This is a genomic window from Amycolatopsis palatopharyngis (assembly GCF_003385185.1).
Taxonomy (GTDB): Bacteria; Actinomycetota; Actinomycetes; order Mycobacteriales; family Pseudonocardiaceae; genus Amycolatopsis; species Amycolatopsis palatopharyngis.
Genome location: NZ_PQHZ01000011.1, coordinates 52,060 through 76,582 on the forward strand (window position 1 = coordinate 52,060; position 24,523 = coordinate 76,582).

The window sequence follows — 24,523 nt, forward strand, 5'->3', positions numbered from 1 at the left end:
GACTGTCCCCGATTTCCTAGGTCAACGTTGAAAGGACGGCGTTGCATGGATTGGTCACAGGCTGTCCACCTCTGGAAGGATTTCCACGGAGTCGACGACCGCCTTGATCTCGGTGAACTGGTCGATGCCGGCGGCACCGCGGGTCCGCCCGAGCCCCGACATCTTGAACCCACCGGACGGAATCTCCGGGAAGGACTTGTTGTATTGGTTGATCCACACGGTGCCGGCGTCGATGCGATCCGCCACCGCCCGGGCGAGGGCAGTCTCCTCCCCCCAGACCGAGGCGGCCAGCCCGAACGGAGTCGCGTTGGCCAGTGCCACCGCTTCCGCGATCGTCTCGTACGGCTCCACCCCGAGTACCGGTCCGAAGATGTCCTCCTGTACCAACGGTGAGGAGGTGTCGGCCCCGGCGACCAGGGCCGGGCGGAGGAAGTAGCCGTCCTTGCCCGCCACCTCGACCCGGTCACCACCGGTGACCAACACCTTGTCCTTCCGGGCTTGGTCGAGGTAGCCGGAGACCTTGGCGTAGGCGGGCTCGCCGACCAGCGGTCCGACCTCGGTCGACTCGTCGGCGGGATCACCCATCACGAGGCCGTCCAGCGCGACACGCAAGGCGTCCACCGCGGCATCGAACTGGGACTGGTGCACCAGGATTCGGGTGCAGGCCATGCACATCTGGCCGGCGGTGATTACCGATGCCCGGCCGAGAGTCGCCAACGGGCCGTCCAGAGCGGTGTCCGGGAGCAGCACACTGGTCGCCTTGCCGCCCAGCTCCAGCAGCGGCCGGGTCATCGTGCCAGCGGCTGCCCGCATCACGGACTGTCCGGCCGCGGTCGACCCGGTGATCGCCACCCCGCGGGTGCGCGGGTCCTCGACCAGCCCCTGGCCGACCTCCCCTTCACCGGCGACCAGGTGCAGCACGTCGGCGGGGACGCCGGCAGCGAGGCCCAGCTCGATGGTGCGCTGGGTGACCCGGTACGTCTGCGAGCTCGGCTTGACGATGGCGGTGACCCCGGCGGCGAAGGCGGGGGCCAGATCGCGCAACAGCAGGAGCACCGGCCAGTTCCACGGGGTGATGAACACCACGGGACCGAGTGGCTCGCGCCGGACCAGGGCGCGATTGCCGTCGGACAGCTCGTGGAACTCGTCCCGGCTGGACCGGCAGGCACCGGCGTTGAAACGGAGCGCCTCGCAGCCCCCCGCAATCTCGATCCGGGCCTCAGCGACGACCTTGCCGGTCTCCCGGACGAGCTGGTCGGCAAGAGACTCCGCCTCGGCCTCCAGTGCGTCCGCCCAGGCGAGCAGGACGCGGCTGCGCAAGCGATGATCACGGCTCCACGCACCGGACCGGTGAGCGGTGAGGGCACTCGCCACCACACGGTCGAGTTCTTCCGGGGTGGCGGGGTCGGGAACCTCAACGACTTCCTGGCTGGCGGGCAGGCGGATGGTGCTCATGAGAAGATCCCGCCGCCGTCGACGATGATCGTCTGTCCGGTGACGAACCCGGACTCCTCGGAGGTCAGCCACGTCACGGCGCTGACCAGGTCCTCCGGCTGCATCGCCCGCGGGATCGCCCGGGTGGCAGCGACCTTCTGCATGTAGTCGTCGGTGTTCACCGCGCGGGACCCTGCATCGTCGACCAATCCCGGGGAGACACTGTTGACGGTGATCTTGTCGACACCGAACTCCTTGGCGGCACTGCGGGTGAGTCCCTCGACCGCCGCCTTGGAGGCGACGTAGTGGGCGAAGCCGGTGGCACCGTTGCGGGTGACCACCGAGGCGATGTTCACGATCCGTCCCCGACCGGACTCCTTCAGCAGCGGCACCGCGGCACACATCATCTGCCAGGTGCCGGTCACGTTGACCTTCAGCACCTTGTCCCAGTCCGCCTCGGTGAGTTCGAGGATCGAGCGCTTCGGCCCCAGCCCGTGGTAGATCGCAGCATTGTTCACCAGTGCGTCGGCACCGGCGAACTCCTCCGTGGCGACAGATATCACGCGCTCGCAGTCCTCGGCCGAGGTGACGTCGGCGGTGACGAAGACGGCGCGACCCGGCCCCGACTCGTTTGCCTCCTTCACCGCCTGCTCACCCGGTTCGTTCGCCGGAGCGATGTCGGTGGCCACGACGTTCCGGCCGGCCCGGACGAAGGCCTTCAGGTAGGCGCGGCCTATGTCGCCGGACACACCGGTCAGGATGGTGGTCAACTGAGTATTGCTACTGGTCACCGGGAACTCCTTAGGGTCTTGGATTTAAAGATTGTTGGCTAGGTCAGGTAGGGGAGGCACTTCGGGCGACCGAGGACTCGTCGTCCATTGCACCTCGCGTTTCCGGCGAGGCCAGAACTGCCACGATGAACACGACGGCCGAGCCGATCACGAAGATCACCAACCTGGACGGGATGTCGTCTACGGTCGGGCTGAGCAGCATGACAAAGGTCGGCAGCAGGCCACCGAGCATGAAGCCGGTGTTCCAGGAGATCGCCGTGCCGCGCGACCGGATCACAGTCGGGTAGCGCTCGTTGAGGAAGATCATCACCGGGGCGTAGGCTGCGTTGGCGAGGAAGGCGACCACGCACGACAGCAGGACGACCTGGGCGGTGTTGGACGGGTCCGTACCCGCCAGCACCAGGAGCAGGATGGGCACGGTCACCAAGGTGATCCCACCGGTCACCAGCATGGTGATGCGCCGGCCGAAGCGTTCACTGAGTTCACCTACGAGCGTCGTGGAAACAATCACGACCAGGCTGGCGACGAGCAGGATCCAGCCGCGCTCGGAGGGTGAGATCGGGATCACCACGTCGAGGTAGGTGGGCAGGAAGCCCGAGGTCAGGTAGTATTGAGCGCCAGCACCAGCAGCCACGGCAATGTTCAGCAGGGTGATCTTGCCGAAGCGTCCGCCAAGCATCTCCCGGAAGGTGACTTTGGTGGTGGTCCCACTCTCCTTCGCCTTGCGCTGCTGTTCGAGGAAGGCGGGGGTCTCCTCCACCTTGCGGAGCACGAAGAAGCTCAGCACCGCGCCTAGCAGGCCGGTGAAGAACATGAACCGCCAGCCGGTCTCGTTGAACGCGTCCCCGGGGAAGATCTGCGAGATGATGATGAAGGTGATGCTGGCCAGGGCTGCACCCAGTCCGGCGCCACCCCCGCCGACCATGCCGGACATCATGCCGCGGTAACGGGGAGGCACCGATTCGGTGCCGAGGGTGTGGGTCACCGAGGTGACGCCACCGACGAAGAGACCCTGGATGACGCGCAGGGCCAGGAAAAGGATCGGAGAGAACATACCGGCCGTGGCATAGGCCGGTACCAGGCCCATCGCCGCCGTGGAGAACCCGAGCCCGAGCAACACCACGACCATGATCTTCTTCCGCCCAGCGTTGTCGGCGAAGCTGCCGAACAGGGCCGCGCCACCGGGGCGCATTACGATGCTGACCGCGAAGGAGACGAAGACCAGCGCGAGACTGAGGGTATCGCTCTCGGTCGGGAAGATGTTATGGGCCACCGCGCCGGCCACGTAGAGCAGCAGGAACAGGTCGAACAGGTCGAAGGCCCATCCCATCAGGGAGGCAAAGGCGGCGGCGAGCGGACTCCCGCTCGGCGGCGCCGCCCTTGCGGAAGAGGTGCTGGACGTGTTGTGAGTCATTACAGTGACCTCGTTGTCTGGAAGGACTGCCGACAGAGCCAGGCAGTTGGTCGTTCGGCAGGTGGTTCTGCCGGGAGGACTCCGGACGGGGATTGCGTCTCGGCATCGATCAACTTCCGGCGGAGGATCTTCCCCACCGGGCTCTTCGGAATCTCCTGGACGATCTCGACCCGCTTGGGCACCTTGTACGGCGACAATCCGGATCGGTTCTTGGCCCAGTCGCGGATCTGCGGGCTGAGCTCACCTGTGTCTGCTCCGTCGACTGGTACGACGAAGGCGGTCACGGCCTGCCCCCACCGCTCGTCGGGAAGCCCCACGACGATCACCTCGGCGATGTCGGGGTGGTGGGACATGGCGTCCTCCACCTCCACCGGGTGCACGTTCTCGCCACCGGTGATGATCATGTCGTCGACGCGGCCCTCGACCCACAGGTCACCGTCCTCGTCGACTCGGCCGATGTCCCCGGTGTGGTACCACCCGTGGCGGATCGACTTGACATCCGCGTCGGGGCGCTGCCAGTAGCCGGCGAAGGCCTCGTCGCAGCGCAGGTCCACCACGATCTCGCCCTCGGTCCCGACCGGGAGCGGCTCGTGGGTCTCGTCGGAGGTGGGATTGACCACTCTCCAGCGACCGAAGATCCCCGGGCGACCGGCCGCTCCCGGCTTGGCCGCCGCGTTGTCGGCGATGGAGAAGGTGTAGACCTCGCTGGAGCCGTAGTGGTTGACGAACACCTCGGGGTGAATGGCCTGCACCAGCTGCTCGCAGAGCGCGGAGGTCATCGGTGCTCCGGCGAAGGCGAGCTTGCGCACGCTGCCGGCCACCCGTTCCATGTCGCCGCCCTTGTGCACGACCGACCAGAAGGCCGTAGGCACCAGGTAGAGGCCGGTCACTCCCTCCTGCTCGATCAGGTCCACCGCCTCGTCGGGCGAGAAGACCGGCTGGACGACGAAGGTCCCGCCGACCACCATCATCGACAGCAGTGATCGCAGCCCCATCGTGTGGTACATGGGCATCGCGCCCAGCGTGACCTCACCCTGGGCGTAGCGGCACTGGATGACGTGCGCGACCGAGGCAGCGTGCTCGTTGCGCTGGGTGCGCGGCACGCCCTTGGGACGGCCGGTGGTGCCGCTGGTGTAGAGCATCACGCTCCAGTCGTCCGGGCCCACGTCAATTCCGGGATCGGCGGGATCCGCCTCCGCGACGGCCTGCTCGAAGTCCCGGGCCCCGGCCACGCCGTCGGTGGCGACCGACAACACGATGGGCTGCACGTCCGAGGCCGTGAGCACAGCGTCGGCCAGCGTGCTGGCGACCGCATCCACCACGACCACCGTCGGCGCCGAGTCGGTCAGGCAGTACACCAACTCGGCCACGCCGAGCCGGATGTTATACGGAATCGACATCACGCCGAGCTTCTGCAGTGCGAGGTGGGTGCTGGCCATCTCCTCGCTGTTGGACAGGAACAACCCGACTCGGTTCCCACGCCGTACTCCAAGGGAGGTCATCAGGTTGGCGATCCGGTTCGTCCGCTCGTCCAGCTCACGGTAGGTCAGCCGGCGCTGGCCAGCGAAGGCGAGCCGCTCGGGGTGGCGTTCGGCCGTCCAGGTGAGGGTTCTTCCGAGTTCCACGGGTTCACTTCCTTCCGGTCAGGAGGCGCCCGAGCGCCTTCACGCGGGATCGAATGAGGGTCATCGCCATCGCGCAAGCACTGGCCGGGGCGGCTTCGGTGGGGGCTTCGCCGCGCGCGGAGGCTTCGACGTTGCCGGCGAACTGGCCGAACATGTCGCGGCTGACGTCGTTGACGAGGCCACGCCCGAACTGGGCGATCCGCCCGACCATGTGTAGTTCGGCAACGGCGCGCAGGGCGGTACGCCCCTCCGCCTGCGGTTCCGCAACCAGATCGACGACGGCCGCGACGGCGCCCGAGGACGCGTCGGCGGCCTGGCCGATCACCTTCACCCGGTGGGTCTGCTCGTCCCGTTCGACGATGCGCACGTCACCGAGGAAGGCGAGCCGTACGGGACCGAGGCTGACCCGCATCCGCCCCTTGTACTGGTCGTCACCGAAGTCGGAGACGATCTCCGCCCCCGGCAGGCAGGCAGTGAGCGCGGGAGTGTCCTCGATGACCGCCCAGATCCGGTTGATCGGTTCGTCAGCCACCGTGTCTACCGTGATGACGGCGGTCGGTTCTCCGGACGGGACGGCGATCTCGGCCGGCCCACCTGTGTCGACTCGTTCGAGGTCCACCTGCTCGCCAGCCCCGCCGAGGGTCGCCCGGGGCAGCGTGGGCTCGGGTTGTCCGCAGTTGCGCGGCCCTGGCACGCCCCCGGGGTACGCGCGGGCCACGTCCGCCACCGCGTCGACGATGTTGCGGTAGCCGGTACAGCGGCACAACACGCCGGACAACTGCTCTGGCAGGTCCTCCTCGGCCGGTTGCTCCTCGGCGGTGAGCAGGTCGTAGGCACTCATGATCTGTCCGGGGGTGCAGAAGCCGCACTGGAGTGCATGGTGGCTGCCGAACGACTGTTGCAGCGGGTGCAGGTCGGACGGGGTCCCCATTCCCTCCACGGTGACAACCTCGGAACCATCAACCTGGCAGGCCAGGAGGAGGCAGGCACGGGCAGCGTCGCCGTCGACCAGCACCGTGCAAAGCCCGCAAACGCCGTGCTCGCAGCCGAGGTGGGTCCCGGTGAGCCCGAGATGGTCACGGAGTGCGTCGGCCAGGGTCACCCGAGGTGCGACGTGCACGGTGGCGGGCCGGCCGTTGACGGTGAAGTCGACCTTGATCAACTCGTCGGCGGCACAGCGCACCACCTGGCCACGTGGCTCCTTTCGGCCGCGGCGGCGACGAAGTGGGGCGAGCGTCCGTTCGCGTAGTCCAGTCATCAACGGGTCCCCTTCCTGCTGTGCTGTGCGGCCGCGATCAACTCACGGCCACCGAGGACACGGACGAGCCGGCGTCGGTAGGCTGCGCTGGCGTGTCGGTCGCCACCAGTGGTGACCAGGGAGTCCGCGGCTTCGGTCAGGGCGTCTGCGACCCGACTGACATCGGCTCGCTGCAGCTCGCCCGACAGCAGGTGAGCCACCGCATCGGTGACGTCGATCACCCGCGGGCGGTCCGCGACGCCGAAGGCACCGATCCGTGCCCGCCGTACCCGGCCATTCTCGCTTTCCACCATGGTGGTGATCCCGACCAGGGCGAAGTCACCGTGCCGACGGGCGATCTCGGCGAACCCGAAGCCTTGACCGGGGCGAGCCCGGGGAAAGTCGACGTACTGCAGCACCTCCCCGGGCTGCAGGGCGGTCGTCATCGCGCCGCGGAAGAACTCCCCGGCAGCAAGTTCCTTGTCCCCCTTGGGTCCGCGAACACAGAAGCGAGCGCCGAGGGTGAGTGCCACCGCGGGCAGTTCCGAGGCGGGGTCGGCGTGGGCGAGCGAACCACACACGGTCCCCCGGCTCCGGATCTCCCGGTGCCCGATCCACGGCAGCGCCCGGGACAACAACGGGACCCGGAGGTCCCGGCGTCGCTCGACCGCGCGCTGCGGGACCGCGGCACCGATCCGGACGTGCTCCCCGGCCTCGATCTGCTGCCACGCCTCCACCCGGGTGACGTCGACCAACGTGGTGGGCCGCCCCATCCGCATCGCGAGCACCGGCATCAGCGACTGGCCACCGGCGATAATCTTCGCCTCACCGTGGGTCTGGGCAGCGGCCAGTTCCGCCACGACGTCCAGGGGAGACGTCGGGCGGGCGTACGCGAACGGGGCGGCCTTCATGTCAGCGGTTCCGGAATTCCGGCTTGCGCTTCTCCCCAAAGGCGGCGACGCCCTCGGCGAAGTCCTCAGTGGCGCGCAACATCGCGTACGACTTGCGCTCCAGCTCGACACCGGTGGCCAACGGGCCGTCGACACCGCGGTCGAGGACCTCCTTGGCGGTCCGCAGAGAGACGGCGGAGAAGCCGAGCAGGGTGGACACGACCCGCTCCACCTCGGCCTCGAGGGCCTCCTTGTCCTCCGATGCGGTGGCCAGGAGACCCCAGTCGAGGGCCTGCTGGCTGGAGATCCGCTCACCGGTGAGGATGTGGTACTTCGCCCGAGACAGGCCGATCAGCCGGGAGAGCCGCTGGGTCCCGCCCGAGCCCGGCATCATCCCGAGCTTCATTTCCGGCAGGGCGAAGGAGGACCGCAGGGTGGCCAACCGGATGTCGGTGGAGAGCACCAACTCCAGGCCGACGCCGAAGCAGTAACCGTCGATCGCCGCGATCACCGGCTTCGGGGAACGGCTCGGCGCGGTGATGTCGTGGCCCAGGTCGGTCAGGTCAAACGGCGCCACCTCCATGAAGCCCGCGATGTCACCACCGGAGGTGAAGTTGTCGCCGTCACCGCGGATGACCACCACGCTCACGTCGTCGTCGGCGTCGATCTCGGCGAACCGCTCGGCCATCAGGGCGCGCATCTCCATCGTAACGACGTTCAGCCGGCCGTGGTCGAGCGTCAGGTTGGCCACGCGGCCGTCGTGGCTGCGCTCGAGCCGGATGTCGCCTCCGGTGGTGGGCATGGTGTTCCTTTCGGTGGGTTCTGCGCCGGGTCTGGATTCAGCGCTGAACTCTGGGGTCGGTAGTCAGGATCAGTCGTTCGGGTGCAGCAGGTCGTGCAGCACGTTGGGGTGCACCGGGAGGGAGTTGATCTCCACACCGTGTCGGCTGAGGGCGTCCTCGACCGCGTTGGCGAGGGCCACCGGGAAGCTCATACTGGCGCCCTCACCGGCGCCCTTGGCCCCCAGTCGGGTGAGCGGGGACGGGGTCTCGATGTGCGCCATCCGGAACGGGAAAATCGACTCGGCCGAGGTCGGCACCAGGTAGTCCATGAAGGTGGACACCGGCTGCCCCGACTCCGAGTAGCTCATCTCCTCGTACATCGCGCCACCCAGGGCCTGCACCATCGCCCCGTGCACCTGGCCGGTGAACAACTGCTCGTTCAGGATGGTCCCGGCGTCGTGGATGCTCACAACGTCGTCGATGGTGATCTCGAGGGTGTCCGGGTCGATCCGGACACTCACCAGGTCGGCGACGAAGCCGTAGCACAGCGACGAGTTGATCTGGTCGGTGCGCGAGGGCGCCTTGGCCTCGGGGGGCGTGAAGGCGACGTTCACCTCGAGAGTGGCCTCCTCGCCGTCCGGCAGCCGACCCGGATCCCAGTGGATCAGTCCGGCGGCGTGCTTGAACAACACCGACTTCTCGGGATCGCCGATCACGCGGACGGTCCCCTGGTGGAGTTCGAGCACGGCCGCCGTGGTGCCGAGCATCAGGGCCGCGGCCATCTTGATCCGGTCGCCGATCTCGCGCGCCCCGTCGACCAAGGCGGAGGTGAGCAGCGGAGAGAAGCGCGAGGAGTAGCTGCCGGAGGATATGGTCCATGCCGTGGTGGCGGTGTCCATCACCACGGTCGGCACCACCTGCTCCTCGGGCAGGCCCAGTTCACGGGCGACGACCTGGCGGGCGACGGTCGCGTGTCCCTGGCCCTGCGGCACGGTGCCGAGGGTGACTCCGACGATTCCCTGCGGGTCCACGCTCAGGTGGACGTGCTCGGTCGAGCCCGACTTGCCGCGCCCGGGGGGACGGTTCTCGGCCGGGGTGGCCAGACCGACGTAGCCGATGTTGGTCCCGGAGGGCTCGACGATCAACGCGAGGCCGGTACCGACCAGTTCACCGCGTGCCCTGGCCTCCTCCTGCCGGGCCAATAGGGCCTGGTAGTCGGAGTTCTCCTCCAGCAGTTCGACGACCTTCTGATAGTTGCCGGAGTCGTAGATGCCGCCGGTGGGAGTGGCGTACGGGAAGGCCTCCACACCGATCAGGTTGCGCTTGCGGAACTCCAGTCGTTCCATCCCGACGGCACGGGCGGCCTTGTCCATGATCCGCTCGAGCGCGAAGTAGAGCTGCTGTCCACCGAAGCCGCGGTTCAGCCCGGTCGGGCATTTGTTCGTGACCACCGCACGGGAGCGCAGCCGGACGGTCTCGATCCCGTACGCCCCGGTCATGTTGCCGAAGCAGCGGTAGAGCGTGGCCGGCTCGGGCGGGCGCAGGTAGGCGCCGACGTTCTCCACGAAGTCGATGTCGATGGCCTGGATGATGCCGGCCTCGTCGATCGCGGTGCGGACCTTCATGTGCCGGTCCGATCCAGCGGAGCTGGACAACAGGTGCTCGGAACGGTCCTCGGTCCAGCGCACCGGTCGGCCGGCGTGCCGGGAGGCCAGTGCCATCAGCGCGATGTAGGGATAGATGCCCGCCTTGATGCCGAAGGACCCGCCGTTGTCCGCCGGGACGTGCAGGCGCAGCTGGGAGGTGGTCACCCCGAGAGCGCCACAGAGCACCGGGACCATCGAGAACGGACCGTGGAAGTTCGACCAGACCGTCACCTCGGGGTGCTGCGGACCGTCGACCCAATTGGCGACGACGTTGTAGCACTCCATCGGCGTGGACGAGTAGCGCGGGAAGTAGAGCTCCGCCTCGACCACCCGGGCCGCGCCGGCGAAGGCCTCGTCCACCTCGCCGAAGGTGAAGGTACGGTCGCTGGCCACGTTGGTGCCACCGCGGTCGTGCAGCAGTGGGGAGTCCGAAGCGGTGGCCTTCAGCGCATCCACCACGACGGGTTCGAGCTCGTACCGGATGTCGACCAGTTCGCCGGCGTCCTCGGCGGTGTAGCGATCAGTGGCGACCACCACGGCGACCGGCTCCCCGACATAGCGGACCTTGTCGGTCCCGGTCGGGTAGTAGTCCATCGGCGCCCGCAGCGAGAGGGGGAACGGCTTGAGTGCCGCCCGGACCTCCTCCGGGCCGATCACCGCGGCCACCCCGGGGTGCTGGCGGGCCCGACTCAGGTCCACGGAGCTGATCTTGGCGTGTGCGTGCGGGCTCCGGACGACGGCGGCGACCAAGGTGCCGGGGATGGGGTCGAGATCGTCGAGGAAGGCGCCCTTGCCGACGACAAGGTTGGCATCCTCGAGTCTGGCCATCGCCTTTGAAGTCATCCCCGCAACTTTCACCTTGTGAGACGTACCGTCTGTTTCATACCGTCTTGACGGAAGGGTATGGTTACCATGTGCGCATGTCAAGGGAACGCCTCACGATCACGTCATTTGTGGTGCTCGGACTGATCGCGTTGCGCGGCCCTTCCACCTCGTACGACCTGAAGCGCGCCTCCGGCCACTCGATCGGCTACTTCTGGCCGTTCCCGCACGCGCAGCTCTACTCCGAACCGCGCAAACTGGCCGAAGCAGGGCTGCTCACGGTCGAGGAGGAGACGAACGGACGCCGTCGCCAGACGTTCTCGATCACAGAGGAGGGCCGTGAGGCCCTGGCGGAGTGGCTCAACCAGCCGATCCGCGATCCGATGCAGATCCGCGACGTCGCGGAGTTGAAGCTCTTTTTCAGCGAGTTGATGGACGCAGACACCGAGCGACGGTTGGCGGCAGACCAGATCGCCCAGCACACCACACGGCTGGCCGAGTACCGCTCGATCCAGGAGCGGTTCGGCGATCGCGCCGACGTGTCCTCCCGGATGGTCCCCCTCGACCTGGGAATCGCGCTGACCGAGGCGGCGCTGGCCTTCTGGGTGGACCTAGCCGAACGGCTCGACGCCGAGGACTGATCCGTCAGTTCCAGCCGGATTGCGGTGGCGCCTGGGGTGGCGGCGCTTGGGGCGGCAGGCCCGGTTGCGGCGGCCTGGTTGCCTGAAGCTAGCGGTCCGGTGCCACGCCGGCGGGGTGAGGCGGCAGTGCGCGGAGAGAGGTCGTGAAGCAAGGCGCGTCCGCAGCCAGCCAGGACTGTTCCTGGCCGTGTTGGCCGTTACTGTTTGTGACTGATTTACGAAGAATGAGCCGTTCCGAGTAACGGTTCGCGACGCTGTGTGATCTTGGGACGCGCCGGAGGCGGTGCAGGGTGTGAGCGTGGGACCCCTGTTACGAATTGGTCTTCTCACAGATCAACTTCACAGAGGTCCCCGCGTCGATGAGTGTCACATACACGGCTGTCCTGGAGGTATCCGAGGACAACGTCGTGTTTCTGTCTGCGCTGCTGTGCGGCGAGCGTCAGCGGCGAGGTACCCGCAAGGGCACCCGCGCACACTGAGCACCGACAAGCAGGCCGTGCTGGTGCTGCGCTGGTACCTCGATGACACCCGGATGTCAGCACTGGCAAGAGACAACGGCATCGCGCTGTCCACTGCCTATGAGTACCGCGACGAGGGCATCGCGGTACTCGCGGCACACCGACCGTCGCTACAGGAGGCGCTGCTGGCAGCCAACCCCCAGTCGCAACCGGGGGTTCACGCATCACAACGCATGCGAGTTCGGCCGAACGGTGCTGCGGAGGTGAGTGGTCTGAGGGGAGTCAGAGGGATAACGCCGTTCAGCGTTACTTGTCGTTGTGCGCCACCTGCAGCGTGCGGTCGGGCTCGCGGCCGTATCTGTCGATTTCCAATCGATTGGGATACACACGCAAGACCGAGTAGGCGTTCGTGTCCGGTGTTTCCACCATGCCTTGAAAGGTCACGTAGTGGATTCCGTTGCGCTCGGCGTGGTAATTGCCTGCGTGGTTGTGCCCGTTGAAGTACGCCACGACGTTGTCGTGCGCCTCCAGGGTCTGGATGATCGCATCATCGTTCCATGCGTTGTGGACGTTGAGCGGCTCGACGGGCATGTGGCCGAGCACGACTACCTTCTCGCCCTTGGTCGCGGAGTCGTCGAGCACTCCCTGCAGCCAGGTCATCTGTTCTTCGCTCACGCCGCCGTTCCAAGCTTGGGCGTTGATGTCGCCGGCCCACTTGAGTACCTCGAGTGCGTTCTCGCCCTGCTTGTCCTTCGCGGAGCCGTCGGGATTGGCGTAGGTGCTGATGTCGTTGGTGTCGATGACGATAAATCGCCACCCATCGCGGCTGAAGTCGTAGTACTGGTTCGGCATGTCGAGGATGTCCACCACTTCGTCGGTTGGGACGGGAAAGTCGTGGTTGCCGAGAACGTTGTGGCGCGGCGCTTCAACCTGCTCCCAGGCGGGAAGGATCTCGTCGAAGCTTTTCTTGTACCGGTCGATGATGTCGCCGACCTGGACGGCGAAATCGACGTCCTCCTGGTTGAACGTCTCGGCGGCCTCGGCGAGCTTCGCCGGTGATTCGCGGTAGTGGCGTGTTCCCTTCGGATCACAGTCGCAGTACTGTGCGTCAGCTACCAGCCCGAATTCGAACAGTGTCTTGTGCTCGCTCTCGGCTGAGGCTAGCGGCGTCGCGGCCACGGCCGCGGCGGCCACCCCGATCGCCGCGACACGGTTGCGTGTAAGGCGCATTGCTTCTCCTTGAAAGTAGAGGTCGGTGGCTGAGCGACCGGGGCAGCCCAGGCTGGGCTTGCTTGGTGGACGCTCAGAGGGCTCCGTCTTCCCAGGGCCCCAGATGGCGATGGTGCGGCCGAGGTTGCCCGGTCCGGGCTTGCTCGTGTCGCCCTGGATGTTCACGAAGAGCGTCTCGCCGTCCGGACTGAACGTGGCGCCGGCCCACTCGCGCTCGTTGAACACATTGAGCGCGAAATCGAACACCTGGCCCTGCTGGGTGAGACCGCGCAGGTACTGCTCGTCGTCGCCGTCTTCGCACAGCACGATCCCGCCACGAGGGGAGACCGTGATGTTGTCCGGGTAATCCAACTCGGCGGCACCCGGGGACTCGTAGAGCAGAACCAGCTGACCTGATTCGCCCCTTCGCGATCACAAAGCCTCGCTGTCCAAAAACGACGCCCAACAGTGGACAGCGTAAACAGGCGTATTCATGCTCCTTCCCGTGATCACTGTTACGGACCACACCACAGCCTCACACGAGGCATCAGCGCCCCTGCCCGGCTCAGGTACGACAACTCCGCCTTCGGTCAAGGTGCAACTGCTCCAGGTCGCAGACGACGTCCCCGGTAAGCACGGTGCCAAGGGTGATTGATGGACCCAGCCCTCGCGGTGAGCCCGAACAGCAGCCACGATGCGCGGTGCTGGTGCCTGCAGCGGCACCAGCACCGTAGGACTGTGCCTGACCGATCCGGTCGGCCGGACCGTCCAACCGCGCGAGGACAACGATCACCACGCTGCTGGTCCGCGCGATGGCCGATGACTATCTCCGGCCGTTGAACGCCGGCTAGCCGCGGACGAGACACTCGTTCGAACGGTCCACCCCCGTGGACGCTGCTCGGCTGGACCGTTCAGCCGCGTGGACGCCGCGCGGCATCCATGTAGACGAGGGCGTCCCCGACCGCCCGCTCGCCGCTGGAGTCGCTCGGCCGGTTCACCAGCCTGCCGTCGATCGACATGGTGGTGGAGCCTCCACGGTCGAGATTGACCGCATCGTGCATGCCGAGCGCGTCGGCGACGGCGGCGGTCTCTTGCATCGTCGTGCCGACGCTGGTGCTGCGGCGACCGTCGATCGTGGCGAGCACGATCCGGCGGTCCTTGGTCGTCCCCGCGATGGTGCGGGGGTTACGGTCGAAGAAGCTCCCCGTGCCATCGGGGACCACGACCTGCCCGTCCGCGGTAAGCCGGTAGCGGCCGTTCACCCCGAACAGTCCCGGACGCACGGCCAACTGCTCGCCGTCCTCGTCGGTCAGCGTCGATGTCCGGTTGACGCAACCCTCCCCCGCCACGTCCAGCAGGGACCCCGCGTCCCGTCCCGTGGCCTGCAGCGACGTCTGGTCGGGTGACAGGGACGCACCCCGCGTCGTCGCCGCGCGCACGACACAGCCGTGGCTGTCGAGGACCACCTCCACCCCCGCCCCCGACGGGGTCGCTGCCGCGAACTGCGGGGTGAACTGGACCACGTCACCGGGCAGGTCACACCGCGTCTGATCGACGAGCGTGGCGCAGCCAGCCGGCACCGTCGGCGGATGGTTAAGGAACTCCAACGGGAGCACCTGCCCGCGCTGCCGGTTCCGCACGCTGCCGGACCATTCCAGCCGACCGAGCAGGACCCTGTTGCTGTGGGAGTCCACGACCATGTCGACCTCATGGGGAGCAGTCGCTGGCTCACTGAGCAGCTCTCCGGAGAAGATGCCCAGGCCCACCGGATCACCCGGGTACTGACGGTTCGCGGTAAAGGTGAAGAACGACGCGTTGACTCCGGCCAGCGCGCCCGACAGGCGGACGAGGTCAGTGGTGCGCTCGACGTGCGCCAGGTCGGGCCCGTACGTCGCCTTCAGGTGTCCGTGCGCCTTGTCGGGGTCGATGGCGAGCACGTTCACCACCCAAGGGCCCCGCGTGGTGGTGTTGATCTGATCGGGAGACGCGGGCTCGGTGCCCCGGATGATGCGGGTCAGCGTGACGCCGTCGGCGAGGGTTTGACTGGTTCGCCGTTCGACGAGGTCAGGATCGCCCAACGGTAATGTGTCGCCCTCGGCCGCGGCTCCTCTGTCCGGGACGAGAACGAGGGCAACGGCGGTCAGCACGACCACCACGACGGCCAGAGCACGGGACACGGGAAACTTGCGGCTGGGGATGAGGATCATGGCTGCGACCATGCCACCAGTTGACGAAAGGGACCCCGCATCACCACTGACATTCCCGTGAAGTGTTGGTTCATCTTCGTCATCGGCACCCACCGCGGATCCTGCCGCTGGAGCAGTACCACGTGGGAAGTCGTGGTTAGCCAGAAGGCGACATCGCCGTGGTGGAAGGTCTCGGCGGCCTCGGCGAACTTCGCTGGGGACCGGCGGGAGTGTCGCTGCCCTTCGGGTCCCAATCGCAGTAGTGTCCGCTACCAGCTCGGACTCGAACAGTGCTTCCCCTTCGCTCTGAGCTGAAGCAGCGGTGCGCGACCGTCGCCCGTCGTGCCGCATGCCGCTCCAATGCCGCCGGACGGTTCCGGATAATGCGCTTAGTGGCTGCTCGCGGAGCGAAATCGTGGCGAATTGAATCACGTGGCATGGCAAGGGCTCCCGGGCCGGAAACGACGCGGAATCCGAGCGGGCTCAAGTGTTTCTGCTACGTGTTGAGCGATGGTCGCTTGCACGCGGGCGAGGTCAGCCAGTCCGGTGCTGCCGATGTGACGGCGAACACTCGTCAGTCGAAGTAGACCTGGTCGGGTTCGGACACCGCGTGGACGAGCCGCTGGCGCATGGCCGGGTGCATGCTCAGGTGCTCGGTCCCCGCCGGGTCGAACCAGGCCGCCGCCGTGGTTTCCTGCTGATCGGGTCGGACGTCGCCACTGTCGTGGATGGTGGCATGGAAGCAGACAGCGAACTGTTGATGCACCTGCCCATCGGGCTCGGCCAGCACATGAGTCGGATCGCTGTAGACACCGGACACCGCCGTGACGTCGACGCCAATGCCGGCTTCTTCAGCGACCTCGCGGGTAACCGCCGTCGTTGCGGACTCTCCGATGTCGACCCGGCCTCCCGGCAGCTCCCAGTTCCCGTCATCGGCGCGGCGCACCAGCAGCACCCGCCCCGCACCGTCGCGGACCACGGCGAACGCCACCGGCAGCAAATCATGGGCCCCGGGTGCGGCCGAGTCCTGGTAGTACTCCACTCGGGCCATGTACGGAAACCTAGCCGAGTCGCGTACCTGCCGGTCCACCCCCGATCGATGAACACCCCGTGAACGTCAACCAGCCCTTGGCATCAGTAAGCGGCAGGCCTGGCCGGACGAGCGGCGAACGTGTCCGAATCGGCGTGCTCCCGGCGGGCTGCCTCCAGCAGCGTCCGCCAGTTGTGCACCTCCGGGCGCCGACGCAGAAGAGCCCGCCGCTCCCGTTCCGTCATGCCACCCCACACGCCAAACTCGATCTTCCTGTTGAGAGCCTCAGCCAGGCATTCGGTGCGCACCCGGCATCCCACGCACATCAGGCGTGCCGCACGCTGCTCGGACCCCCGGACAAACAACTGCTCGGAATCTTCGTCGCGGCACGCCGCCTGAGCCCGCCAGTTGTCCTGTTCGACCATCTCCCACTCCTCTAGCGCAGGCATCGTGCTCGCCTCAGCCTGGACCCCGAGCGCGCCTTGGCCACCCAGCGGGATCCGGCTCGAATTGCTCACCGGTTCGCTGAGCGGAATTTGACGACACCGGCGACATGGGCGGCATGCCGTTCGCGGTACTCGCGGTGGCCGCGCAGCCGGACCGCAATCACATCCGGGAGAAGGCCCTCGAAGGCCAGGCGGCCGCCGCCACGAAGCGGTAACCACGGTGGCCGCTCCGAGGTCAAGGTGTTCGACGACTATCCGGCCGACACGTCCGTGTTCGGGCAATGCTCCAAGGAGACCTGCGTGACAGCCGTCTCGACACGCAGGACAGCGGCGAGGGACCACCGGAGAGCATGACGGTCGCCGACGCCATCACCGAGCCGGCGTCGGTTGCCGCTCTCCACCAGCCCGCGCTTGACGAGCCGGTGGTCACCCGACGAGACCACCAACCTAGGCACGCGGTGCCGGTCACCACCCAGGGTGGCTCGGAAGCTCCGAACCCAAGGGTTTCCTTGTTCCGGCACATGTGACATCTTGTCCGTACAACATGTACGAACAAGCGTCACGGCACATGCCGTGCTGATGCCGACAAGGAGGCCGGCGTGAGCGGTTCGGATTCGAGGATTCCCCTGTTCGCCACGATGCAGCGCATCCCCGGCGGGCTCATGCTCATCCCACTCGTGCTCGGTGCCCTCGTCGGCACCCTCGCCCCCGGTGCACTAGGGATCGGCAGCTTCACCACCGCCCTGTTCGAAGAAAGCGCACTGCCGTTCATCGCGCTGCTCATCTTCGCCACCGGCACCCAGGTCACCGCACGCACCGGCGGCCCCATCCTCGCCACCGCGGGCACGATGCTGCTGATGAAAAGCCTCATCCCCGCCGGTCTGGTGGTGCTACTCGGCTTCGGTGTCGGCATCGACGGCATCCTCGGTGTCTCACTGCTCGGCCTGCTCGCCTCGATCGACAACAGCAACGGCGGACTGTGGCTTGCCTTCTCCGGACAGTACGGCGACGAACGCGACCGTGGCGCCTACCTCGCGAGTGCCATCAACGACGGCCCGTTCCTGACGCTGCTCTTCCTCGGCGCCTCCGGCTTCGGTGACATCCCGCTGCTCGCCCTGGTCGCTGCCATCGTGCCGTTCCTCCTGGGCGTGCTGGTCGGCAACATCGACTCGGAGTGGGCTCGCGTTGTCCAGCCCGTGCCGAACATCGTCATCCCGTTCTTCGCCTTCTCCCTCGGCACCGGCATCGACCTCGGCGACATCGTCACAGGCGGCCTCACCGGCCTCATCATCGGACTGATCGTCGCCCCCGTGACCGGGTTCCTCGTCTACCTCGGCTACCGGTTCATCCTGCGCCGCGGCGCCATGTCCGGCATCGGTTTCGCGGCGGGCACCACCGCAGGCAACGCCATCGCCACACCGGCCGTCGTCGCGGCGGCCGACCCCCGCTTCCAGGAGTTCGTCGGCACGGCCACCGCCCAGGTGGCGGCGTCCGTGCTGGTCACCGCGATCCTCGCTCCCCTGCTGGCCTCACTGGCGCTCAAACGCTCCGGCGCCCTACGCTCCTCCGACACGGCCAAGGCAACACCGGCATGAGCGCCGACGTGGCCATCGTCGCCGATGACCTGACAGGTGCCGGCGACACCGCAGTCGAGTTCTCACAGGCGGGGTGGACCGCCGAACTGCGTCTGCGCGAGGGCGGCAGTGACGCCCAGGTGATCGCCGTGACCACGGACAGCCGGGCCTGCCCGGACGCCGAAGCCGCCGCACGGGTGCGGCGGGCGGTCGAAGGAGTCGCGCAGGCACGGGTCCGGCACCCGTTCAAGAAGATCGACTCGACGGCGCGCGGCCCGATCCGCGCGGAGGTCGACGCGATGCTGGACGTGCTGCCGGCCGGAACGCTCGCGCTCGTCTGCCCCGCGTTCCCCGAACTCGGTCGCACGGTTGTGGACGGCACGCTGCTCGTGCACGGTCAGCCTGTCGCCACCACCGCGGCCGGGAACGACCCGGTCACGCCGGTGACCGAGAGCCATCTGCCGACGCTGCTCGACGCGCCGCTCGTGCGCCTCGACCCACAGGGGTCGCCTCGAACGTGGGCCGAGCAGGCGCGGACAGCAGGCCGGAACGCCGGCCGACTTGTGGTGGTGGTGGACGCCGCCGACGACGACGAGCTGAACCGGCTGGCGCAGACAGTGGTCGAACTCGGCGAACTCGCGCTTCCCGTCGGCTCCGCCGGGCTCGCCGTTCCGCTTGCCCGCCGGTGGCGGGCGAACCCGCCGGCAGCGACGTCGCCATCCGTTCCGCCCCCATCCGGGACAGCCCCGTCCGGGACGAGCCTGGTCGTGGTGACGAGCCTCAACACCACGTCGCGGGAACAGGCACGTGCCCTCGCCGAGCAGGGAGCGCAGCATCACGAACCGAGCGAACTGCAACTGACCGACGACTCGGCGTGGAGCGCCTTCGTCGAGGGTGTGCTCAACGCGGCAGGCGAACAACCGGCCAACCTGCTGATCACCGCACCCGACCGCGACCGCGCCCGGGTCGCGCCCGCACTCGCCGCTCGCCGGATCGCGGAGGTGGCGGCACAGATCGTGCGGTGCCACGGCATCGCCGGTCTTGTCGTCACCGGCGGAGACGGCGCCCGCTCGCTGCTGGACGGCCTCGACGGCAGGGGCATCCGGCTGCACGGCCACGTCGCGCCCGGAGTGGCTATGGGAGTCCTCGTCGGCGGCTGGGCTGCGGGAATCCCCGTGGCGACCAAGGCGGGTGGCTTCGGTAAGCGAGACATCTTGATCCGGGCCGCCGACGCGGTCCGACAGACAGACGCGGTCCAAGAGACAGCGGTATCGAAGGCAAGGAGCAGCCCGTGAACGACCAGCAGGTGCCCACTCTCGCTCTCACCCTGGGCGACGTCGCCGGGATCGGGCCAGAGATCACCGCCCGGACCCTGCTGCAGCACGACGAACTCCGCGCCGTCTGCCGCCCGGTGGTGATCGGCGACGCCGAGGCGCTGCGCAAGGCCGCAGGGATCGTGGGCGCCGACCCGGCCGCGGTGCACGTGATCGGCTCCCCTCGCGATGCCACCAACGATCCCCGCACGATCGAGGTCGTGCAGGACGGACCGCCGCTCGGCCACGTGCCCTACGGCGAGCTGAGCCCCGAGGCAGGTGACGGCGCCGCCCGGTTCGTGATGACCGCCTGCGCTTTCGCGCGTGACGGCCTCGTCAACGGGATCGTGACGGCGCCGCTGAACAAGGCGGCGATGCACGCCGGTGGCCACAACTGGCCCGGCCACACCGAACTGCTCGCCCACGAGTTCGGCGTCGCCAACTTCAGCCTCGTGCTCTCCGCGGGTGAGCTGTACTTCTTCCACCTCACCACGCACGTGTCGCTGCGCGACGCGATCGACGGCCTCACCCCGGAACGCACGGACAACGTACTCCGGCTCGTCGGTTCCTTCGCCCGTGCGCTCGGGCGCCCGCAGGAGGCGATCGGTGTCGCCGGGCTCAACCCACACGCCGGGGAGAACCGTCTGTTCGGCGACGAGGACGCCGACATCCTGGCCCCGTCGGTGGAACGGGCACGCGCTGCCGGGATCAACGCCGCCGGCCCGTTGCCCGCCGACGCGCTCATCCCGGCCGCCGTGCACGGGAAGTGGAAGTTCGTGGTGGTCTGCTATCACGACCAGGGCCATGCACCCTTCAAGGCGGTCTACGGCGACGACGGCGTGAACATCACCGTCGGGCTTCCGGTGGTACGCGTCTCCGTCGACCACGGCACGGCGTTCGACATCGCCGGGCAGGGCATCGCCCGGGAAGCGAGCCTGGTGCTCGCGACCCACAGGGCGGCCGAGCTCGCCCCCGGCTGGGGCCAGGTGTGGGAGACCGCTCGCGCCAGCGAGGCCTCCTAGACTCACGCTCCATGAGCACCGACCGGAAGGACACGCGACCGCTGCACCAGCAGGTCGCCCAGTCGTTGCGCCAGCAGATCCTCGGCCACGACCTGCCACCGGGGGCCGTGCTGCCCAGTGAGGCCGAACTGTGCGCCGGGTTCGGCGTCGGACGCAGCGTCGTCCGCCAGGCCGTCGCGGGACTCGCGAACGACGGCCTCGTGATCCGCAGGCAGGGTCGTCCCACTGTGGTGGCCTCCCCCGCCGAGTACCGCCGCCTGGTGCAACGCGCTACCGGGTTGTTCGAGCAGTTCGCCAACCGTGGTCAGGAACTGCGCACGACGGTGCGTGAGCTATGTCCTGACGAGCCGCCGCCCCGGGCGCGGGAGTTCCTCGGCACCTCGACGGGTCTGCGGCTGGAACGGATCCGGCTGGTCGACGGCGACCCGCTGTCGTACGTGCGTACCTGGCTGTCCACGGAGCGGGTGCCGGGTCTGCGCGCGTCCGACCTGACCGACGCGTCCCTGCACCAGTTCCTCATCCGGTCCTACGACCTGCGTCCCGTCAGCGGGCGGCGACAGGTCCGCGCCGTCGCCGCGGACGATATGCTCGCCGAGGCACTGCAGGTGGTTGCCGGTGGGCCGCTCCTGCTCCTGGAGGGAGAGACGAACGACCAGCACGGCCGACCACTCGAGTGGTTCTCCGCCTGGCACCGGGCCGACCGAGTGGTGTTCGACATCGACGTCTCCGAGACCGCGGAGACGGTACGGATCGACGCGCTGGACTCCGGACAAGACGTTTCCCGCCCGGACAACCCCGCGCCACACGAGGTACCACCCGCGAACCTGGCGCGCGCTCGCAGCCTGCTTGCCGAGCTGCAGCAGCTGCTCGGCTGAGCGCGCCCCCTCGACGAGCGGTGTCAGAGGCCGCCAGTGTTCACAGACGCTCAGTGTTCAGAGACGACTGGTATCCACAGGCGGCCGGCGCTTCAGCGTCAGGTAGTGGTCGCCGAGTGCCGGCAGCAAGTCGCCGGGCAGGACGTCGACCACCTCCGCACCGTTGCGTCGCAGCAGGGCTGATGACATGCCTGCGCTCGGCGAGCGTGTTCGGCCGCCGACGCTCCATACACCGGCGCGGCGTCGCCGCGACCCGTCACCAGTCGATGACAGCACCACAGTGCCTGTTAGGTCGGGCGCAACCCAACTGTCGTCAGGCAGGGGGTCGGTCGTCTGTCAACGCCGGTCGAAATCTGACCTCCTGGTTCCGCTTGGGTTCCAGGGCGGATTCAGCTGGTTGTCACAACACCTCGTGATCGTGGAGGTGTTTCATGGGTCGCCGACAGCGAGCAGCGGATCGGGCGTTGCGTCCGGCGATGCGCTCGCCCGGGCATCCGAAGTTTCAGCGGGAGATCGAGTCAGCGTTCTGGGACGAGATCGCCAAGGGCTTGCTGGCCGAGGAGGCCGCGAGGGCAGTCGGCGTGTCACCGCCGGCCGGTGTCCGCTGGTTCCGCAACGGTGGCGGTATGCCACCGTTCAACCTGAAACCGCCCTCGGGCAGGTATCTGTCGTTTCCTGAGCGTGAGGAGATCGCGCCGCTGAAGGCCCCCATCCATCGAGCCAAGGCTACCCAGCAGCTCACGGCCTCCACCCACGGACAGCTCACCCTGATCTTCCTGCCCGCCTACTCCCCACAGCTCAACCCGACGAATGGGTCTGGAAGCACGTAAAACACCACCAGCTCGCCCGCCGCGACTTCACCGACCGAGCCGACCTCAATCCCGCACCATCGCAGCGCTACGACGACTGCAGAAACTACCGACTCGTACGAGTAATCTTCGCCAACCCCAACCCGTCACGGTCGACCTACTAAAATCTCCTCAGTAAGCAGGCAATGACCTGAACCGGGTTGGAATGATTTTGTGTGGTGGTTCCGGATCGACCGTCAGCGGCGGCGCCCCGCGCGAAGGTGCGACCGAGCGGCCAGCACCGTCACCGCGGCGAGCAGGCTCACCACGCCTGCTCCCGTCCACGCTGCGGCGTACCCGTGCTGCTCTACAACGATGCCGAATGCCAGCGGTCCGAGTCCCGCCCCCAGCGAAAGGCCTGTCTGCACGAAACCGGTCGCCGCAGCGGGCGATCTGCGATACCACGTGACGATCGCGTAGTGGAACACGCCCGTCCACGCCCACCCGACGACGAAGCCCAGGATCGCGCCGAGTACGAACAAGATGTGGTTGTCCCCGGCGAGCAGGAGGTAGCCGGCGGAGCCGGTTCCCAGCAGCATCGCGATGACGCCGAACCTGCTTCGGTCAGGAGCGCGGTCAACGCCCCAGCCGAGCACGATCCGGGACATCATCGTTCCCCAGGCAAGAAGCGCGTAGAGCCAACCTGCGGTGGACGGCGCGAACTCGATGGAGACGGCGGAGTCGACCAGGAAGGCCCCGAGCGACGTGGCGGCCGCGGCGCCGAGAAAGCCACCGGCCGTGAGGAACAGCAACGACGTGAGGGGCGCTTCGCTGTCGCGTAGCGTCGCTTTCCTGTTGCGTCGGGGAGGACGACGCTCCGTGTGCCGCAACCACAGCCACCCCGCGTAGCAAACCGTGAGGATCCCTGCGATCGCGAACGCCCAGCGCCACCCCAGTACCAACGCGACGGTCGGCACCGCGAACCCGCCGATCAACGCGGCGCCCGGCACGCATGACTGCTTGATACCGAACGCCAGCCCCAACCTGCGGACCGGGATGGAATCCGACAGGAGCAGGTTGGCCGCAGGCTGTGCCATCGAGTTCGCCACCCCTGCCAGCGTCAGCGCCAACGCGAGATGGACCCAGGACTGCGCCATCGCCGCGGCCAGCATCGCCGAGCCGCTCATGGTGGCGGCCAGCGCAACCGCCCTTGCCGCGCCCAGCGTCTCGACGACCTGCCCCATCAGCGGTGAGCCGACGGCACTGGTGATGAAGTACGTCGCGACGATGCCCCCGAGCACGGCAGCGCCGAAAGCGAGGTCCTCGCGTAGTTGCACGGCCAGCGCGCCGGTGAGAAACACCGGAAGTACCGCCATCACGGCGATCACGACACCGCGCGCTGCCGATGATCTGTCGGTGAAGGCCGGATCCACTCCCTGCTCAGGAATCACCATGGCTCACGCGCTGCCGATCACGGGATTGCGCAGCACCCCCACTCCGGGAATGCGGCACTCGACGAGGTCGCCGGGCTGGATGTGAACCGCTCCCGGCGTGCCGGTCGAGATGATGTCACCGGGGAACAACGGCATCACCTTGCTGTGGAAGCTGATCAGGAAAGCGGGGTCGTAACGCATGTGCGACACCGTGTTGGCGCGATGTACTTTTCCGTTGATCACTGTCGAGACTTCCACGTCCGCCAGCGAGCCCGCGGCACTCACCGCCTCCTCCAGCGGAACGATTCGCGGACCGAAGGAGAAGAAACCGGGAAAGTTCTTCGACCGGGTGAGAAACCGCGGGTTGCGTTCGAGGATGTCCTCAGCCGTCTGGTCGAGCACAGGACAGACACCCGCCAGGTAGGACAGTGCCTCTTCGGGCTCGACGTCACGGCAGTAGCGGCCGATCACCACGCCCAGTTCGGCCTCCGCCGTGGTCCGCCGGCTCTGCGCGGGGATCGGAATGTCTTCGCCGGGGCCGATGACGGTGTGGTCGCCCTTGACGAAGGAGGCTGGCTCGTCGGGAACACTTTCGGTCAGGTCACTCGCGTGCTCGACGTAGTTCAGCCCGATACCCCACAGCATCCTCGGATGCCGGTAGGGCGCACCGAACGTGACCTCGTCCGGCGAACGGAAGACGCCGTCGGACGCGGCGGCGACGGCCTCCGCGAGCTGAGGTGCCGGCTCGGACCTGATAAGGGCGAGTAAGTCCCCGGAGAAGGTGGGTAGCAGGTCGCGGACCAGAGCCACACCGCGATGTGGCAGCACCACGGCGGGTAGCTCAACAGAGCCATTGTGGACGGAGGCAAGATGCACGGCTTTGGCCTTCCTTCGTGTGACAGCGAAG

The 24,523-nt window shown here is 67.7% G+C and carries 20 protein-coding genes and 1 pseudogene; 6 read left to right on the plus strand and 15 right to left on the minus strand.

Annotated elements, in window-relative coordinates:
* Positions 1 to 54: 54 nt before the first annotated feature.
* From D0C15_RS10950 to D0C15_RS10985, 8 genes are all read right to left on the minus strand, one after another.
* Positions 55 to 1,455 carry an aldehyde dehydrogenase family protein gene (locus D0C15_RS10950; protein ID WP_116043670.1) on the minus strand — a complete coding sequence of 467 codons (1,401 nt, stop codon included), beginning with the start codon at positions 1,453 to 1,455 and terminating at the stop codon, positions 55 to 57.
* Positions 1,452 to 2,225, minus strand: coding sequence for an SDR family NAD(P)-dependent oxidoreductase (locus tag D0C15_RS10955; protein ID WP_162830008.1), 774 nt, complete (start codon positions 2,223 to 2,225; stop codon positions 1,452 to 1,454). The genes D0C15_RS10950 and D0C15_RS10955 overlap by 4 nt, the downstream gene beginning before the upstream one ends.
* Before the next feature lie 43 nt (positions 2,226 to 2,268).
* Complete coding sequence (locus D0C15_RS10960; protein ID WP_116043676.1) at positions 2,269 to 3,639, minus strand: MFS transporter; 1,371 nt, start codon at positions 3,637 to 3,639, stop codon at positions 2,269 to 2,271.
* Positions 3,639 to 5,264, minus strand: a complete 1,626-nt coding sequence (locus tag D0C15_RS10965; protein WP_116043679.1) for a class I adenylate-forming enzyme family protein — start codon at positions 5,262 to 5,264, stop codon at positions 3,639 to 3,641. The genes D0C15_RS10960 and D0C15_RS10965 overlap by 1 nt, the downstream gene beginning before the upstream one ends.
* Before the next feature lie 4 nt (positions 5,265 to 5,268).
* Positions 5,269 to 6,450, minus strand: a complete 1,182-nt coding sequence (locus D0C15_RS10970) for a xanthine dehydrogenase family Fe-S subunit (protein WP_245975703.1) — start codon at positions 6,448 to 6,450, stop codon at positions 5,269 to 5,271.
* A 71-nt stretch (positions 6,451 to 6,521) separates the two neighbouring features.
* Positions 6,522 to 7,412 (minus strand): FAD binding domain-containing protein, encoded by an 891-nt coding sequence (locus tag D0C15_RS10975; protein WP_116043685.1) that lies wholly within the window; start codon positions 7,410 to 7,412, stop codon positions 6,522 to 6,524.
* Between the two features lies 1 nt (position 7,413).
* Complete coding sequence (locus tag D0C15_RS10980) at positions 7,414 to 8,193, minus strand: enoyl-CoA hydratase/isomerase family protein (protein ID WP_116043688.1); 780 nt, start codon at positions 8,191 to 8,193, stop codon at positions 7,414 to 7,416.
* Positions 8,194 to 8,262: 69 nt separating this feature from the next.
* Positions 8,263 to 10,662: a xanthine dehydrogenase family protein molybdopterin-binding subunit gene (locus D0C15_RS10985; protein ID WP_116043691.1), complete on the minus strand. Its 2,400-nt coding sequence runs from the start codon at positions 10,660 to 10,662 to the stop codon at positions 8,263 to 8,265.
* 77 nt (positions 10,663 to 10,739) lie between these two features.
* On the opposite strand from D0C15_RS10985, the gene D0C15_RS10990 reads away from it, so the two are divergent.
* Positions 10,740 to 11,282, plus strand: coding sequence for a PadR family transcriptional regulator (locus D0C15_RS10990; RefSeq protein WP_116043693.1), 543 nt, complete (start codon positions 10,740 to 10,742; stop codon positions 11,280 to 11,282).
* Between the two features lie 764 nt (positions 11,283 to 12,046).
* On the opposite strand, the gene D0C15_RS10995 is transcribed toward D0C15_RS10990, so the two are convergent.
* From D0C15_RS10995 to D0C15_RS11010, 4 genes are all read right to left on the minus strand, one after another.
* Positions 12,047 to 13,321, minus strand: coding sequence for an alkaline phosphatase PhoX (locus D0C15_RS10995; RefSeq protein WP_162830009.1), 1,275 nt, complete (start codon positions 13,319 to 13,321; stop codon positions 12,047 to 12,049).
* A 539-nt stretch (positions 13,322 to 13,860) separates the two neighbouring features.
* Positions 13,861 to 15,168, minus strand: a complete 1,308-nt coding sequence (locus tag D0C15_RS11000; RefSeq protein ID WP_211323162.1) for a phosphodiester glycosidase family protein — start codon at positions 15,166 to 15,168, stop codon at positions 13,861 to 13,863.
* Between the two features lie 541 nt (positions 15,169 to 15,709).
* Positions 15,710 to 16,186, minus strand: coding sequence for an NUDIX domain-containing protein (locus D0C15_RS11005; RefSeq protein ID WP_116043699.1), 477 nt, complete (start codon positions 16,184 to 16,186; stop codon positions 15,710 to 15,712).
* Between the two features lie 83 nt (positions 16,187 to 16,269).
* Positions 16,270 to 16,590: a WhiB family transcriptional regulator gene (locus tag D0C15_RS11010; protein ID WP_116043942.1), complete on the minus strand. Its 321-nt coding sequence runs from the start codon at positions 16,588 to 16,590 to the stop codon at positions 16,270 to 16,272.
* 620 nt (positions 16,591 to 17,210) lie between these two features.
* Here D0C15_RS11010 and D0C15_RS11020 point away from each other — a divergent pair.
* From D0C15_RS11020 to D0C15_RS11035, 4 genes are read left to right on the plus strand one after another with little or no spacing between them, the layout of a single operon-like run.
* Positions 17,211 to 18,206 carry a 2-keto-3-deoxygluconate permease gene (locus D0C15_RS11020; RefSeq protein ID WP_116043702.1) on the plus strand — a complete coding sequence of 332 codons (996 nt, stop codon included), beginning with the start codon at positions 17,211 to 17,213 and terminating at the stop codon, positions 18,204 to 18,206.
* A complete protein-coding gene (locus D0C15_RS11025) occupies positions 18,203 to 19,480 on the plus strand; it encodes a four-carbon acid sugar kinase family protein (RefSeq protein WP_116043705.1) in 1,278 nt (425 codons plus the stop codon). The genes D0C15_RS11020 and D0C15_RS11025 overlap by 4 nt, the downstream gene beginning before the upstream one ends.
* Entirely contained in the window at positions 19,477 to 20,520 is a 1,044-nt protein-coding gene (pdxA, locus tag D0C15_RS11030; protein ID WP_116043709.1) for a 4-hydroxythreonine-4-phosphate dehydrogenase PdxA, read from the plus strand. Before D0C15_RS11025 ends, pdxA begins: the two co-directional genes overlap by 4 nt.
* Before the next feature lie 11 nt (positions 20,521 to 20,531).
* Positions 20,532 to 21,395 carry a GntR family transcriptional regulator gene (locus D0C15_RS11035; protein ID WP_116043712.1) on the plus strand — a complete coding sequence of 288 codons (864 nt, stop codon included), beginning with the start codon at positions 20,532 to 20,534 and terminating at the stop codon, positions 21,393 to 21,395.
* Positions 21,396 to 21,452: 57 nt separating this feature from the next.
* On the opposite strand, the gene D0C15_RS35455 is transcribed toward D0C15_RS11035, so the two are convergent.
* Positions 21,453 to 21,584, minus strand: a complete 132-nt coding sequence (locus D0C15_RS35455) for a hypothetical protein (protein ID WP_281270688.1) — start codon at positions 21,582 to 21,584, stop codon at positions 21,453 to 21,455.
* Positions 21,585 to 21,826: 242 nt separating this feature from the next.
* Between D0C15_RS35455 and D0C15_RS11040 the strand changes: the two are divergent.
* Positions 21,827 to 22,102 (plus strand): annotated as a pseudogene (locus tag D0C15_RS11040) (IS30 family transposase); the annotation flags it as partial.
* 338 nt (positions 22,103 to 22,440) lie between these two features.
* On the opposite strand, the gene D0C15_RS11045 reads toward D0C15_RS11040, so the two are convergent.
* Together D0C15_RS11045 and D0C15_RS11050 are read right to left on the minus strand one after the other, a co-directional pair.
* Positions 22,441 to 23,637 carry an MFS transporter gene (locus tag D0C15_RS11045; RefSeq protein WP_116043718.1) on the minus strand — a complete coding sequence of 399 codons (1,197 nt, stop codon included), beginning with the start codon at positions 23,635 to 23,637 and terminating at the stop codon, positions 22,441 to 22,443.
* A gap of 3 nt (positions 23,638 to 23,640) precedes the next feature.
* Entirely contained in the window at positions 23,641 to 24,492 is an 852-nt protein-coding gene (locus D0C15_RS11050; RefSeq protein ID WP_116043721.1) for a fumarylacetoacetate hydrolase family protein, read from the minus strand.
* Between the last annotated feature and the right edge of the window lie 31 nt (positions 24,493 to 24,523).